This is a genomic window from Mycobacterium innocens (genome assembly GCF_900566055.1).
Taxonomy (GTDB): Bacteria; Actinomycetota; Actinomycetes; order Mycobacteriales; family Mycobacteriaceae; genus Mycobacterium; species Mycobacterium innocens.
In genome coordinates, this window is sequence record NZ_UPHQ01000183.1 from 1 (window position 1) to 14,741 (window position 14,741).

Here is a 14,741-nt window from a genome sequence, read left to right on the forward strand (position 1 = left end):
TCTACGCCCGCGTCGCCCAGCGCCTCCTCGCCCTTGCCGCTGTGATCTGGCACAACTGGAAGATCAACAGCCCAGTCAAGAGGTCACTGATCGCCTACGACCACTGACCAAGGTTGGGAATTACTCATCTAGGAAACGGTTCCCCCGGGTATCGGATGCGAACAGTGTCTTCCTCGCTCGTTTTGAAGCCGCGGCGGGTGCGCCGCGGGCGCCGCTACCTCGCAGCAAACAGTCGGCGCGGTGAAATCGGGGTGCCGCTAGCAGCAGCCCTTGAGCCGGACCGCCAGATAATCGGCGACCTTGTCGATCGCGATCCGTTCTTGGGTCATGGCATCGCGCTCGCGCACCGTGACGGCGTTGTCCTCGAGCGAGTCGAAGTCGACCGTTACACAGAATGGAGTCCCGATCTCGTCCTGGCGCCGGTAGCGACGCCCGATGGCGCCCGCATCGTCGAAGTCGATGTTCCAGCAGGTGCGCAATTCGGCGGCGAGGTCGCGGGCCTTGGGGCTCAAATCCGCATTGCGGGACAGCGGCAGCACCGCGGCCTTGACCGGCGCCAGCCGAGGATCCAGTCGCAGTACCGTCCGCTTCTCCATCGCGCCCTTGGCATTCGGGGCCTCGTCCTCGCTGTACGCATCGATCAAGAAGGCCATGAACGAGCGGGTCAGGCCCGCTGCCGGTTCGATGACATATGGCGTATACCGAGTGTCGTTGACTTGGTCATAGAAGTTCAGGTCGGTACCGGAATGCTTTGAATGCGTCGACAAGTCGAAGTCGGTGCGGTTGGCGACACCTTCCAGCTCACCCCATGGATTGCCGAGGAAGCCGAATTTGTACTCGATGTCGACGGTGCGCTCGGAGTAGTGCGACAGCTTCTCCTTGGGGTGCTCCCACAGGCGCAGGTTCTGCGGATCGATGCCCAGGTCGACGTACCACTGCAGCCGGGTGTCGATCCAATACTGGTGCCATTCCTTGGCGGTCAACGGCTCGACGAAGAACTCCATCTCCATCTGCTCGAACTCGCGGGTGCGGAAGATGAAATTGCCGGGGGTGATCTCGTTGCGGAAGCTCTTGCCGATCTGGCCGATGCCGAACGGCGGCTTCTTGCGGGACGTCGTCACAACATTGGCAAAGTTGATGAAGATGCCCTGTGCGGTTTCCGGCCGCAGATAGTGCAACCCCTCCTCGGTCTCGATTGGTCCGAGGTAGGTCTTGAGCATCATGTTGAATTCGCGCGGCTCGGTCCACTGGCCGGGCTCGCCGGTGTCCGGGTCGCGGATATCGGCCAGCCCGTTGGGCGGCGGATGTCCGTGTTTTGCTTCGTAGGCTTCGATCAGATGGTCGGCCCGGTAGCGCTTGTGCGTGATCAGCGACTCGACCAGCGGGTCGTGGAAGACCTCCACATGGCCCGAGGCAACCCATACCTCACGCGGCAAGATGATCGACGAATCGATACCCACGACATCGTCGCGGCCGGTGACCACCGACCGCCACCACTGCCGTTTGATGTTCTCCTTGAGTTCCACCCCCAGCGGACCGTAGTCCCACGCCGACTTGGTACCGCCGTAGATTTCACCAGACGGATAGACGAAGCCACGCCGTTTGGCCAGGTTCACCACAGTGTCGATGACAGACGCCACGCGGTACCGCACTCCCTTCCCGAATCGGGCAACTGCATGCAGCGGGCAATCACTGCGCACAAACCTCAGTCATGGTAGCGATCGGCCGGCGGTTCTTTGACATGCACCATCACGCATGTGACAGTGGAGGACAGCCGCAGGTGTCCACGAGCCGTTTCGCGACAAGCGGTCCCGATGCCGGTACGTCTCGAGGTGGTTCAGATATGGCGACGTCCCCCGCTACGCCTGTCGCCGTCGACGACCTGGCCGGTCATCATGAGCATGGCGCCCGCAGCGCCTCGGAACATCCTGCCTCCCCCGCACCCCCACCGCGGGAAATTCTCGACGCCGCCGGCGAGTTGCTGCGTGCGCTGGCCGCACCGGTACGCATCGCCATCGTGCTGCAATTGCGCGAATCGCAACGTTGCGTGCATGAACTGGTCGACGCGTTGGGTGTACCGCAACCGCTGGTCAGTCAGCATTTGAAGATCCTCAAGGCAGCGGGCGTCGTCACCGGAGAGCGGTCGGGCCGTGAAGTGCTGTACCGGCTTGCCGATCATCACCTCGCGCATATCGTCGTCGACGCGGTCGCCCACGCCAGTGAGGAGTCGCCGTGACCGGACCCAGTGTCCGGTCCACCCGCCAGCGGGCGGCGATCTCGACGCTGCTGGAAACGGTCGATGATTTCCGCTCGGCACAGGAATTGCACGACGAACTGCGCCGCCGGGGCGAAAACATCGGCCTGACCACCGTCTATCGCACCCTGCAGTCGATGACCGCCGCGGGAATGGTCGACACGCTGCGCACCGACACCGGTGAGTCGGTCTACCGCCGGTGCTCGGAACATCATCACCACCATCTGGTGTGCCGCAGTTGCGGCTCCACCATCGAGGTGGCCGACCACGAAGTGGAGGCCTGGGCCGCGGAAGTGGCTGCCCGACACGGGTTTTCCGACGTCAGCCACACCATCGAAATCTTCGGCAACTGCGCAGACTGCCGGTCCTGAAATTCGTGGCGCGCGGCCACACCGAAATCGACCGTCCTGCTCGAACTTTTCCGCGCCCCCGTCGATCTCGGCGTCAGGGAGCCCCGGCAATCAACGCGTCGCGTACCTGGATGCCGGTGTCGAGCACCAGCAGGATCAAGGTGCGCAGCGCGTCATCGCTCAGCCCGGCGCCGGGAAAGTTGTACCGCAGCATCACATCCCCGGTTTTGGACGCTGTCTTGGCGGCCGTCTTGACCGCGGTCTTCTCCAGCATGGTGACTGCGCCGAAGTTGACGTCACGCGCCTGCTTGGCCGCCCGATCGCGAATCTTCCTGGTCAGCGGCAGGTCCCAGGCCAATATCTGGGTGAGCGACACCAACTCGAGGCCCTCGGCGATGCTCACCACCCGTAACGAAGCGAACGTGCCGTTATGGCGGACCGTCAACGCGCCGTCGGGTTCCTGCTCGACGGAAAGGACGTCGCGCAGAATCGATGCCAGCCGCTGCTGCAGTGAGGGCACTAGGCGCTCCCGAACCGTCGATTGCGGGAAGCGTACTCCTCGCAGGCCGCCCACAAGTCGCGGCGGTCATAGTCGGGCCATAGCTTGTCCTGGAATATGTACTCGGCGTAAGCGGCCTGCCACAGCATGAAATTGCTGGACCGCTGTTCCCCCGAGGTCCGCAGAAACAGGTCGACGTCGGGGATGTCGGGGCGCTGCATGTGACGGGAGATGGTGGACTCGCTGATCCGCTCCGGGTTCAACCGGCCGGCGGCCACCTCGCGCGCGATTTGCCGTGTGGCGTCGGCAATTTCGGTGCGCCCGCCGTAGTTGACGCAGTAATTGATGGTGATGACGTCGTTGTACTTCGTCATCTGCTCGGCCACCGCCAGTTCGTTGATGACGCTGCGCCACAGCCGCGGCCGTGAACCCACCCACCGGATCCGCACACCCATCTCCTTGAGGTTCTCCCGGCGTCGTCGCACCACATCGCGGTTGAAACCCATCAGGAAGCGGACCTCCTCGGCCGAACGTTTCCAATTTTCGGTGGAGAACGCATAGAGGCTGAGCCATTTGATTCCGAGTTCGATTGCGCCGCAAGCGATGTCTATCACCACCGCCTCGCCCATCTTGTGCCCCTCGGTGCGACGCAGGCCACGCTGGGTGGCCCACCGGCCGTTGCCGTCCATCACGATGGCGACATGATTGGGCAACCGGTCGGCCGGAATTCGGGGCGCAGCCGCCTTCGAGATGTGCTGCGGCGGCCGGCGCGGGCCGCCGTCGGGCGACGCCGGCAATGCCGGGAAGACAACCGGCCACGTCGAGGTGTCGGGGAAGGTCGGATAGTCGTCCGGTGCGGGGGGCAGCTGCGGGAAGTCGATGGATGTCAGCATTCGTTCGGCCTTCTTAGCCACACTCACCTACCTGTCTGATCAGCGCGGCGCGACGCTCGGCAATGGTGTGATCGATCCGATAGGTCCGCTCCACCAGCGGCAACGTCTTGAGCTGACGTTCCAGGTGCCATTGCAGGTGCGCGGCCACCAACCCGCTGACGTAGCCGCGATGCGATTGCGGGGCCTGCTCGGCGGCCGCCCAATCGCCGTCGTGCAGGGCGGACATCAACTCCAGCACGCCCAGCGGCGGTGTCGTCGCACCGGCGGGACGGCAATGCGCGCAGACACTGCCCCCCGCGGCGATGTGAAACGCCCGATGCGGGCCGGGGGTGGCGCAGCGAGCGCACTCGGTCAGTGCCGGCGCCCATCCGGCGATACCCATGGCACGGAGCAGATAGGCGTCCAACAGCAGGTCGCGAGGACGACGTCCGTCGGCGACCGCCCGCAACGCGCCCACCGTGAGCCGGTGCAGGGCCGGGGCGGGCGCCCGCTCTTCACCGGCAAGGCGTTCGGCGGTTTCCAGCATCGCGCAGCCGCAGGTGTACCGGCCGTAGTCGTTGACGATGTCGGTGGCGAACGCATCGATGGAGACGACCTGGGTGACGATGTCGAGGTTGCGGCCGGGGTGCAGTTGTGCATCGATGTGCGCGAACGGCTCCAGCCGGGCACCGAATTTGCTGCGGGTGCGACGTACGCCTTTGGCCACCGCACGAACCAGCCCGTGGTCGCGGGTCAGCAGGGTGACGATCCGGTCGGCTTCGCCGAGCTTGTGCTGGCGCAGCACAACAGCCCGGTCTCGATATAGCCGCATCCCCATAGTTTCGCACCCCGCCGCGACATCGCGAGTATCCGCGCCGATAGTCTCGTACCCCGTGGTTGGCGCTTCTAAGTCCGCTTCCGGGGCCGTTTCCGGGTCCGGTAACCAGCGCTTGCCCACCTTGACCGATCTTCTCTATCAGCTGGCCAACGGCTCGGTGACCTCCGTCGAGCTGGTAGGCCGGTCCCTGCGCGAGATCCAGGCGAGCCAGTCCACGTTGAACGCATTCCGGGTGGTCCTCACCGAGTCGGCGCTGGCCGACGCGGCCGCGGCAGACCGGCGACGGGCGGCCGGCGACACCGGGCCGCTGCTGGGCATCCCGATCGCGGTCAAAGACGACGTCGACGTTGCTGGAGTGCCTACCGCCTACGGCACCGAGGGGTATGTCGCTCCCGCGACCGCAGATTCGGAGGTCGTCCGGCGGCTCAAGGCGGCCGGGGCGGTGATCGTCGGCAAGACCAACACCTGTGAGCTGGGCCAGTGGCCATTCACCAGCGGGCCCGGGTTCGGACACACCCGCAACCCGTGGGCACGCCGGCATACACCGGGCGGATCGTCGGGCGGCAGCGCGGCCGCGGTGGCCGCGGGCCTGGTCACCGCGGCAATCGGCTCCGACGGGGCCGGCAGCATCCGGGTTCCCGCGGCGTGGACCCACTTGGTGGGCATCAAACCGCAGCGCGGCCGCATCTCCACCTGGCCGCTGCCGGAGGCGTTCAACGGCATCACGGTCAACGGCGTGCTGGCCCGCACGGTGGCCGACGCGGCCCTGGTGCTGGATGCGGCGTCGGGCAATGTCGAGGGCGATCTGCACCGGCCGCCGCCGGTGACCGCATCCGACTACGTCGGCATCGCCCCCGGTCCGCTGAAGATCGCCCTGTCAACCCGGGCTCCTTTCAACGGTTTTCGGGCAAAGTTGGATCCGGAGATCCTGGCCGCGACGCGTCAGGTGAGCGAACAGCTTCAGCTGCTCGGCCACACCGTGGTACGCGGCAACCCCGACTACAGCGTGCAGATGTCGTGGGACTTTCTTGCCCGGTCCACCGCCGGATTGTGGGAGTGGGCACAGCGGCTGGGCGACGGCGTCACGCTGGACCCCCGCACGGTGTCCAATCTGCGCACCGGACACCTGCTTTCCCAGGCCATCCTGCGCAGCGCGCGCCGCCACGAAGCCGCCGCGCAGCGGCGAGTGGGCTCGATCTTCGACATCGTCGACGTGGTGCTGGCACCGACTACCGCACAGCCCCCGCCGCCGGCCCGCGCGTTCGACCAGCTGGGCGGGCTGGCCACCGACCGCGCCATGATCGCGGCGTGCCCCTACACCTGGCCGTGGAACCTGCTGGGCTGGCCGGCGATCAACGTGCCCGCAGGGTTCACCGTCGAGGGCCTGCCGATCGGTGTTCAACTGATGGGACCGGCCAACAGCGAAGGCATGCTGATCTCGCTGGCCGCCGAGTTGGAAGCCGTCAGCGGCTGGGCGGCCAAGCAGCCGGCGGTCTGGTGGGACGAGGGCCCCGACACTCCCGCCCCGCACCGCGTCCGGCCGCCACAGCGTTAGCAGCGCTGACCCCGGCCGAGCCGACTGCTCGCGTTCAAAAGCCCAGCCGGCCAAGCTGTTTGGGGTCGCGCTGCCAGTTCTTTGCGACCTTGACGCGCAGGTCGAGGTAGACCTTGGTTCCGAGCAGTTTCTCGATCTGACCGCGCGCCGCGGTGCCAACTTGTCGCAGCCGGGCGCCGCCCCTGCCGATGACGATCCCCTTCTGGCTGTCCCGCTCGACATACAACACGGCGTGCACGTCGATCAGGTCGTCGCGTCCGTCGCGCGGGCTGACGTCGTCGATAACCACGGCCAGCGAATGGGGCAGTTCGTCATGGACTCCCTCCAAGGCGGCCTCGCGGATGAACTCCGCCATCAGGACCTCTTCGGGCTCGTCAGTCAACTCACCGTCGGGGTAGAAGGCCGGGCCGGGCGGCAAAGCCCCGGCCAGCACGTCGATCAGCACGTCGACCTGCCCGCCGGTCACGGCCGACACCGGGACGATTTCGGTTGAGCCGGGCAGGTTTTCCACCAGCTCGCCGACCGCCACCAGCTGCGCGGCCACCCGCTCCTTGGGCACCTTGTCGATCTTGGTGACGATGACGACCAGTGTTGTGCCGGGTGCCACGGAGCGAATCTGCTCGAGGATCCACCGGTCACCCGGGCCGATCGCTTCGTCAGCCGGAATACACAGTCCGATCACGTCGACCTCGGCGTAGGTGGCCCGGACCAGGTCGTTGAGCCGCTTGCCCAGCAGGGTCCGCGGCCGGTGCAGGCCGGGCGTGTCGACCAGGATGATCTGGAAGTTCTCTCGATGCACGATCCCGCGGATGGTGTGCCGAGTGGTCTGCGGCCGCATCGACGTGATCGCGACTTTGGTACCCACCAGCGCATTGGTCAGCGTTGACTTTCCGGTGTTCGGCCGGCCGACCAAACAGACGAAGCCGGAACGGAATTCAGCAGTCATAACGCGGTTCCGGTGCTGTCGGTGACGATCACCACCGCCATCGGCGACAGTTCGCGTAAGGCCGCGATGCCCGGATCGTCGACGGATCCGGCGACCAGCGCGGCAGCCTCCAGACCGGTCGCCCCGCTGGATACGGCCGCAGCCACCGCCGCCTGCAATCCGGTCAGCCGTAGCGCCGACAAGTTCACCGGTACGCCCACGTAGGTGCGCCCGTCGCGGTCGCGTACCGCCGCCCCGCTGTCGGCCTCGGTCCGCGCCATGGCCGCCCGTGCCAGCACCACCAGCTTGGCGTCCGCACGCTCCGCCGGCTCAGCCATCGGAATCGCCTTCATCCGGGCGGTCCCCGGAGCCGTCGATTGCTACGGTTTCGCCCAGCTCTACGGGGCTCACCAAAACGGTGCCGATTCGCATCCGGCCGCGGTGGTCGCGGCCCCCCTCAGCCTGCAGGCGCAGGCCATGGGATACCACCTCGGCACCGGGCAGCGGAACGCGGCCCAATTCCAATGCCAGCAAACCGCCTACGGTGTCGACGTCGAGGTCGCCGTCGAATTCCATGCCGTACAACTCGCCCACATCCTCGATCGGCAGCCGGGCCGACACACGAAATCGTTTGTCGCCCAGGTCTTCTACCGGCGCCGTTTCGGCCTCGTCGTACTCGTCGGCGATCTCACCGACGATTTCCTCCAGCACGTCTTCGATGCTGACCAGGCCGGCGATGGCGCCGTATTCGTCGACCAGCAGTGCCATGTGGTTGCGATCGCGCTGCATCTCCCGCAGCAACGCGTCCAGCGGCTTGGAGTCCGGCACGAACACCGCCGCGCGCATGACGTCCGCCACGGTGCTTTCCCGACCGCTGTCGGGTGAGAAGAAGGTCTGGCGCACAAGGTCTTTCAGGTACACCACGCCGAGAATGTCGTCGACGTTCTCGCCGATCACCGGAATGCGGGAATGACCGCTGCGCACCGCCAGGTTCATCGCTTGAGCCGGTGATTTGTCCCCCTCGATCCAGATCATCTCGGTGCGCGGCACCATCACCTCGCGGGCGGGGGTGTCGCCGAGTTCGAAGACCGACTCGATCATCTTGCGTTCGTCGGCGGCAACCACGCCGCGCTGCTGAGCCAGGTCGACGACTTCGCGCAGTTCGACCTCGGAGGCGAACGGCCCGTTGCGAAATCCACGGCCCGGGGTGAGCGCGTTGCCCAGCAGCACCAGCAACCGGCTGATCGGCATCAACAGCCATGAAATCACCTGCAACGGAACGGCGGTGGCCAGCGCGATGGAATAGGCATGCTGGCGGCCGAGCGTGCGCGGACCCACACCTATAACGACGAAGCTGGTCACCACCATGACGGCCGCGGCCACGAACAACCCGCCGTTGAGGTTCAGATTGTGCCGGAAAAACACCACCAGCAACGCGGTGGCGGTGATCTCACACACAATCCGCAGCAGCACCACCAAGTTGATGTAGCGCGGCCGTTCCACCATCACCTTGAGCAGTGCCACCGCTCCCGGCCGGGCCTCACGCACCAGCTCCTGTACGCGGGCCAGCGACACGGTGCTGAAGGCGGCATCCAGCGCCGCGAATATTCCGCCCAGTCCGATCAACACGATCGCACCCAGCAGCTGAGCAAGACCGGTCACGACTCGTCGAAGTACCTGGACTTGTCCAACAACCGGCGATCTCGTTCATGCTGGCGGTCGTGATGGTAAGCCTTGACCTGGGCGGCCACCCACTCTTCCAGCAACCGCTCCTGCAAGGCGAACATCTCCCTCTCCTCGTCCGGCTCACCGTGGTCGTAGCCGAGCAGATGCAGCACGCCGTGGATTGTCAACAGCGCCAGCTCATGTCCGAGGCTGTGGCCCGCCGCGGCCGCCTGCTCCGCCGCGAATTCCGGGCACAGCACGATGTCGCCGAGCATCGCCGGGCCGGGCTCGGGCGCGTCGGGGCGCCCCCCGGGCTCCAGCTCGTCCATCGGAAAGCTCATCACGTCCGTCGGCCCGGGCAGATCCATCCAGCGCATGTGCAGGTCGGCCATCGCGGCGGTGTCCAGCAATACCATCGACAACTCCGCGCCCGGGTTGACGTCCATCTTGTCGATGACAAATCGCGCGACGCTGACCAGCTCGGCTTCGGAGACGTCGATGCCCGACTCGTTGGATACTTCGATGCTCATAAGATGCTCACGAGAGTTCTCACGCACTCATCATCGACGACCACGCGCGCCGGAGGCCCGCCGAGCCGCGCGGTTCATCCCGGAACCGGGTTCCTCGGACCGGGCGTAGGCTTCGACGATCTCCGAGACCAGTCGGTGGCGCACCACGTCCACGCTGGTCAGCTCCGCGATGTGAATGTCGTCGATGTCGTCGAGGATGTCGACCGCAGCCCGCAGGCCGGACTTGGCGCCGCCCGGCAGGTCGATCTGGGTGACGTCTCCGGTGACGACGACTTTCGACCCGAACCCCAAGCGGGTCAGGAACATTTTCATCTGCTCGGCGGTGGTGTTCTGCGCCTCGTCGAGGACGATGAAGGCGTCATTCAAGGTGCGGCCGCGCATGTACGCCAGCGGCGCCACCTCGATAACCCCCGCGGTCATCAGCTTCGGGATCAGCTCGGGATCCATCATGTCGTACAGCGCGTCATACAGCGGCCGCAGGTACGGGTCGATCTTCTCGCTCAGCGTGCCGGGCAGAAAGCCAAGGCGCTCACCGGCTTCCACCGCCGGACGGGTCAAGATGATGCGGGTGACCTGCTTGGTCTGCAATGCATGCACCGCCTTGGCCATCGCCAGGTAGGTCTTCCCGGTGCCGGCCGGTCCGATCCCGAACACGATGGTGTTGGCATCGATGGCGTCGACATAACGTTTCTGGTTGAGCGTCTTGGGCCGGATCGTCTTGCCGCGGCGCGACAAGATGTCAAGGGTGAGCACCTCTGCCGGTGACTCGTTGCCCGCGCCGAGCAACATGGCAACGCTGTGGCGCACCACCTCCGGCGTCAACGACTGTCCACCGGCCACAATCGCGACCAACTCGGAAATCGCGCGTTCGGCCAGCGCGACATCGGCCGGTTCGCCGGAAAGAGTCACCGAGTTGCCGCGCACGTGCAGGCCGGCGGTCAGGGTGCGCTCCAGGGCGCGCAGGTTCTCATCTGCCGATCCGAGTAAGCCCACGACCAAATCAGGCGGAACATCGATGCTGCTGCGAACCTGGGATGAGGCCGATAATGCGTCAGCAGCCTTGGTTTCGCGGGGCGTCACGTGGTTTCTGATGCCTACTTTCTGTGTTCTCGGGGCGACGACAGCCGGTAGTCAAGTCTAGCGCCGCGTGCGCCCTGCAGCCCTGCTCCGCGGGAAATGCCGCTCTGGAACCGACGCCCGCGAACCGTGGGGGCGGTTGCGGCGCCCGGGCGCTAGATCCGTTCCGCGGCGACGGGCACCTTGGTGACCACCGCCGGCACGCCACCTTTGACCGGCCAGGGCAGCGCAGGGTCGTGTTCGGGAGCCCAGCCGGCGGGGATCCGTATCCGGAACCGCTGATGAACCTGGGCGAGAAAGAATTGGGCCTCCAGGTAACCCATGGCCGCACCGAAGCAGCGGTGCGGCCCGGCGCCAAAGGGCATGAAGGCCAGGTTGGGCCGGGCAGCGACGATGTCCTTGTCGTAGAACCGGATCGGCTCATAACGGTCGGCGTCGGGTCCCCACCAGCGCGGATCGCGTTGCAGCGCGTAGATCGGCAAGCCGATCAGGGTGCCGCGGCGGATCCGGTAGCCACCGATGACGTCGTCGATCATGGCGAACCGCGGCTGCAATAGCAGGCCCTGCAGGCGCTGTCCCTCGTCGAAACACGCCTTGGCCCACTCGAGTCGGTCCAGGTCGGCGTAGCTGGGCAAAGCTTCGCCGAGTTGGTCGACCTCGTCGTACAGTCGCTGCTGCGCCTGCGGATTCTGCGGAAGCAGCGCCAGCGTCCACGCCAATGCGGCGACCACGGTTTCATATCCGCCGCCGATCAGCATGATCGCTTCGGTGATCACGTCGCGCCGGCTGATGGGCGTGCCGTCCTCGTAGCGCGCGTCCAGAAGTATCTGCAGCAGGTCGTCGTAGGAGCGGGAGTCGGCCAGCCGTTCCTCGACCCGCCGCTTCACCCAGCGCCGCATCCGCAACCACGCCTGCACGGGGTTACCGTCGCCCGGCAGCACTCGCGGCGCAGCACCGAGCAGCAGCGGCGACGACGCGCTCTGCATCAGCGTGCGGACGTCGACGTCGAGCCGATGCAACTCGGCATCGGAGAGCCCCATCGTGAACATCGCCCGCATGAACGCCGGAATCACCACGCCGTTGATCTCGTGCTGCAGATCGATCGATTCGCCGGTCTGCGCGAACCGCTCCCACCTGGTCAGGCGGTTGGCGAATTCGTCGGCGACGGTGGCGGCGACCCGGCTCAGCTGTTGGCGGCCCATCATCGGTGCCAGCGGCTTGCGCCGGCGACGAAACTCGCGGCCCTCCATCATCTGCATGGAAGCGCCCAGCACCTTCCTCGCCGCACCGGCGGCGGGGCCGATCAGGCTGTACTCGCCGTCGCGGTGGCTCATGACGTGGCGCACGTGGTCGGGATGATTCAGGACCACCACGTCGTACAGCGGCAACGGCAGTCGGTAGACGTCGCCATAGGTCTTTCCCAGCTGCTGTACGTATCCGAACGGGTCGGACTTCAGTTCCGGAAGGACCCCGACGAAGGGCCGCCCGCGCGGGCCGGGCGGGCGCGGCGCGGCTTGAGGGCCCTGAGAGCCTCGCCGCGCTCGCAGCGCCTGCCGCGCACAACCGACCGGGTTACGGGTCAGCCAATAGACGTCTCGTTGGGTCGCGGTCTTCGCTGCCGCCGCTGTCGTCGATGTCGCCGCTGTCATGACACATCTCCACACTGTTGACTCGCCGGCGCGTGTCGCCGGCACGGATATCGAAAGATGGGACGACTCACTCGTTTTCGAAGCAATACATCCGATACGAGCTCTCGCCGTTCTGCAGCCCGCGGCAGATCTTGGCGTTCGACGCGGCTACGGCGTCACGGACCAGGCCACGGAACAGAGCCGGGGTACGCCGAGTGAACATGTTCTGCGAGCGCGGCAGGCTCTTTTCCAGCCCGCGCACCAGCTGCTCGTTGATGATCTCTTTGGAACGCATCCGCAGCGGCGCGCCGGCTAACTCGGCCTCCCACTCGGCGACGTGGCCGCTGTGCCGGACGTCGGCGTAGAGCAGCTGCCCGCCCGGGCGCAGCACCCGCGCGACTTCGGCGAGAAATCGGGGCACCGACGGATAGCAGTGCGAGGCTTCGATATTGACGACGACATCGAAAGAATTGTCGGGGAATGGCAGGTTCTGGGCGTCCGCCTGGACGAAGTCCAGCCCTGGCAGCCGGTGGGTTCTGCGGCAGACCTCGATGCCGGCCGGGTTGAGGTCCAGGCCGGTGTAGGAGGCCGGGTGCAGGGTGCGCATCAGGTAGGAGGCTCCGCCGCCGTGGCCGCAGCTCACCTCCAGCACCTGCCTTCCGGCGATATCGGCCTGGGTTGCCGTGCGGTCGTAGAGCTGAATGCAATACCGGTCCGGCTCGTCCGACTTCGACAGCGGGATGGCCATCGGCGGGTCTTCCTCATAGCCAAGATTCAACAACGCCACGTCGTCGGCGCCGTGGCGGGTGATGAAGGGGTAGTAGTACTTGGCGAAGACTCTCCAGGCAGGGGTCGACACCAGTCTGGTTGCAAGGCCCATGGTTCTGGTATGCCCACTAGCCGGGGGAATACACACCCGCAGGTGCCCAGTGGTCCACCTAACGGCGGGTCAATTCCTTCCCGCCCCCGGTCAAGCGGGGCGTAGCAGCGTGTTGGCCGGCAGGTCCTTGTCCAGGACCTTGTGCGCTTGGGCCAGGCCGGTGACCGGCAGCAGGTCCTCGTGTAGCAGCCCGACCTGCACCAGCAGCGATCGGAGATCAGGTAGCGCGGCGGACCCCGGGTTTTAACCCTGGGGGTGAGCGTGTCAAGTTCGTGGATGAGCGGCCACTGCCCGGTGTGTTGTGGACTGTCGGCGCATTAGATAGGTGCTGTTGATCTAAGGTTGTCGGGTGTGGGTGTTACGTTGCGGACGAACGCGAATATCGCGTTCCAGTGCGCGTATCACGTGGTGTGGTGTCCGAAGTACCGACGCAAGGTGATCGGCGGGCGGATGGAGCGGCGGCTCAAGGAGATCATCGTCGAGGTGATCGAAGAGAAGGGGGCGTGGTTGATCGAGATGGAGACCATGCCTGATCACGTGCATCTGTTGGTGGAGGTGGACCCCCAGTACGGCGTCCATAAGTTGGTGAAGGCCATCAAGGGCCGTTCCTCGCGTTTGTTGCGGGAGGAGTTTCCCTGGCTGCGGTCGCGGTTGCCGTCATTGTGGACCAACTCGTACTTCGTCGCCACCGTCGGGGGTGCACCGTTGTCGGTCATCAAACGGTATGTCGAAACCCAGAAAGACCGCTGAATCATGCTGACAGGGCGGCGTTTTCAGGTCGAGTTCACCGACGAGCAAGCCGGGTATGCCGAGCAGGTCGGCGCGGCGTGCCGCGCGGTGTGGAACACCGGCCTGGAACAACGCCGCGAGTACCGCCGTCGCGGCGCGTGGATGAGCTATGGGCCCCAGGCCCACGAGCTTGCCGAGGCCAAAGCCGAGCAGGCGTGGCTGAAAGACGTTCCGGGGCATTGTTTGCAGCAGACGTTGATGGACCTGGCCAAGGCTTGCCGTGAGCACGGCACCTTTGCGGTGCGGTGAGAGAGAGAGAAGAGAGAAAAGAGAAGAGAGGGAGAGAGCGCTGCTGCTGCTGCTGCTGCTGAAGCTGATATACGGCTTGGCCAGTTCAATTGGTCGATGCGTTTGCCCGTTGAGCAGATTGTCGGGACTACCGCCTCAGGTGCTTGTGCGGAATAAGTTTCGGCGGCCATGTGGCTGAAACCTGCCAACCTGGGCCGGTGGCTAGGCGCAGTCCGAGTCCAGCGAGGCGCGGTGATCGTCGGTGCAGGTGGTGCGACCGGCATCCCGCTTCCGGCCCGAATCGCCGACCTGGGGGCCGGAATCTACGTCAGTGACCGCCTGTCCCCGCAGTCAAGTTAAACGACGTTGCCGTTGAAGCCGGCCTTGCCTGTATTGCCGCCGGGTCCGGGGGCCCCACCGGAACCCCCCGTACCGGGAGTGGGAGTGCCGAAAGCTGCATGGGCATCGCCGCCGTTGCCGCCACCTCCACCGTCGGTGAAAGCAGCGGAGCTGTCGCCGCCGTTGCCACCATTGCCGGCTTTAGCAAATCCGGTGCCGGTGTTGGATGCGAAACCGCCCAGACCGCCGGTGCCACCCGCACCGCCGTTACCGCCATTGCCGGCGACACCGGCGGTCTGGGCGGTTTCGCAT

Annotated in this window: 16 protein-coding genes and 2 pseudogenes; 6 read left to right on the forward strand and 12 right to left on the reverse strand. The window is 65.8% G+C overall.

Annotation, left to right across the window (positions count from 1 at the left end):
• Positions 1-107 (forward strand): annotated as a pseudogene (locus tag EET03_RS17770) (IS982 family transposase); the annotation flags it as partial.
• Positions 108-257: 150 nt separating this feature from the next.
• Here EET03_RS17770 and EET03_RS17775 read toward each other — a convergent pair.
• Positions 258-1,652, reverse strand: coding sequence for a glycine--tRNA ligase (locus EET03_RS17775; protein ID WP_099193627.1), 1,395 nt, complete (start codon positions 1,650-1,652; stop codon positions 258-260).
• A gap of 191 nt (positions 1,653-1,843) precedes the next feature.
• Here EET03_RS17775 and EET03_RS17780 point away from each other — a divergent pair, with 191 nt between their 5' ends.
• The gene (locus EET03_RS17780; protein ID WP_075540884.1) at positions 1,844-2,236 is read left to right on the forward strand and encodes an ArsR/SmtB family transcription factor; all 393 of its coding nucleotides are present in this window, start codon (positions 1,844-1,846) and stop codon (positions 2,234-2,236) included.
• Positions 2,233-2,625, forward strand: coding sequence for a Fur family transcriptional regulator (locus tag EET03_RS17785; protein WP_075540885.1), 393 nt, complete (start codon positions 2,233-2,235; stop codon positions 2,623-2,625). Before EET03_RS17780 ends, EET03_RS17785 begins: the two co-directional genes overlap by 4 nt.
• Before the next feature lie 73 nt (positions 2,626-2,698).
• On the opposite strand, the gene EET03_RS17790 is transcribed toward EET03_RS17785, so the two are convergent.
• Genes EET03_RS17790 through recO form a run of 3 tightly spaced genes read right to left on the reverse strand, consistent with a single transcriptional unit; the run spans position 2,699 to position 4,807 of the window.
• Positions 2,699-3,124 (reverse strand): hypothetical protein, encoded by a 426-nt coding sequence (locus tag EET03_RS17790; RefSeq protein WP_075540886.1) that lies wholly within the window; start codon positions 3,122-3,124, stop codon positions 2,699-2,701.
• The gene (locus EET03_RS17795) at positions 3,124-3,996 is read right to left on the reverse strand and encodes a decaprenyl diphosphate synthase (protein ID WP_425271536.1); all 873 of its coding nucleotides are present in this window, start codon (positions 3,994-3,996) and stop codon (positions 3,124-3,126) included. Before EET03_RS17795 ends, EET03_RS17790 begins: the two co-directional genes overlap by 1 nt.
• Before the next feature lie 13 nt (positions 3,997-4,009).
• Positions 4,010-4,807: a DNA repair protein RecO gene (gene recO, locus EET03_RS17800; protein ID WP_075540896.1), complete on the reverse strand. Its 798-nt coding sequence runs from the start codon at positions 4,805-4,807 to the stop codon at positions 4,010-4,012.
• Between the two features lie 61 nt (positions 4,808-4,868).
• Between recO and EET03_RS17805 the strand changes: the two genes are divergently transcribed.
• On the forward strand, positions 4,869-6,368 hold the full coding sequence (locus EET03_RS17805; RefSeq protein WP_075540887.1) for an amidase: 1,500 nt from the start codon (positions 4,869-4,871) through the stop codon (positions 6,366-6,368).
• 34 nt (positions 6,369-6,402) lie between these two features.
• Here EET03_RS17805 and era read toward each other — a convergent pair whose 3' ends face one another.
• From era to EET03_RS17840, 7 genes are all read right to left on the reverse strand, one after another.
• Positions 6,403-7,314: a GTPase Era gene (gene era / locus EET03_RS17810; RefSeq protein WP_075540888.1), complete on the reverse strand. Its 912-nt coding sequence runs from the start codon at positions 7,312-7,314 to the stop codon at positions 6,403-6,405.
• On the reverse strand, positions 7,311-7,646 hold the full coding sequence (locus tag EET03_RS17815; RefSeq protein WP_075540889.1) for a hypothetical protein: 336 nt from the start codon (positions 7,644-7,646) through the stop codon (positions 7,311-7,313). The genes era and EET03_RS17815 overlap by 4 nt, the downstream gene beginning before the upstream one ends.
• The gene (locus EET03_RS17820) at positions 7,624-8,955 is read right to left on the reverse strand and encodes a hemolysin family protein (protein ID WP_075540890.1); all 1,332 of its coding nucleotides are present in this window, start codon (positions 8,953-8,955) and stop codon (positions 7,624-7,626) included. Before EET03_RS17820 ends, EET03_RS17815 begins: the two co-directional genes overlap by 23 nt.
• Entirely contained in the window at positions 8,952-9,488 is a 537-nt protein-coding gene (gene ybeY / locus EET03_RS17825) for an rRNA maturation RNase YbeY (RefSeq protein ID WP_075540891.1), read from the reverse strand. The genes EET03_RS17820 and ybeY overlap by 4 nt, the downstream gene beginning before the upstream one ends.
• Positions 9,489-9,518: 30 nt before the next feature.
• Positions 9,519-10,568 carry a PhoH family protein gene (locus tag EET03_RS17830; protein WP_063469137.1) on the reverse strand — a complete coding sequence of 350 codons (1,050 nt, stop codon included), beginning with the start codon at positions 10,566-10,568 and terminating at the stop codon, positions 9,519-9,521.
• A gap of 152 nt (positions 10,569-10,720) precedes the next feature.
• Positions 10,721-12,214 (reverse strand): cytochrome P450, encoded by a 1,494-nt coding sequence (locus EET03_RS17835; protein ID WP_082274405.1) that lies wholly within the window; start codon positions 12,212-12,214, stop codon positions 10,721-10,723.
• Between the two features lie 67 nt (positions 12,215-12,281).
• The gene (locus EET03_RS17840; RefSeq protein WP_075540892.1) at positions 12,282-13,073 is read right to left on the reverse strand and encodes a phthiotriol/phenolphthiotriol dimycocerosates methyltransferase; all 792 of its coding nucleotides are present in this window, start codon (positions 13,071-13,073) and stop codon (positions 12,282-12,284) included.
• Between the two features lie 351 nt (positions 13,074-13,424).
• On the opposite strand from EET03_RS17840, the gene tnpA reads away from it, so the two are divergent.
• Positions 13,425-13,823, forward strand: a complete 399-nt coding sequence (gene tnpA / locus EET03_RS17845; protein ID WP_082274406.1) for an IS200/IS605 family transposase — start codon at positions 13,425-13,427, stop codon at positions 13,821-13,823.
• Between the two features lie 3 nt (positions 13,824-13,826).
• Positions 13,827-14,111 carry a helix-turn-helix domain-containing protein gene (locus EET03_RS17850; protein WP_075540893.1) on the forward strand — a complete coding sequence of 95 codons (285 nt, stop codon included), beginning with the start codon at positions 13,827-13,829 and terminating at the stop codon, positions 14,109-14,111.
• Between the two features lie 335 nt (positions 14,112-14,446).
• Here EET03_RS17850 and EET03_RS30340 read toward each other — a convergent pair.
• Positions 14,447-14,741, reverse strand: a pseudogene (locus tag EET03_RS30340) (PE-PGRS family protein); the annotation flags it as partial.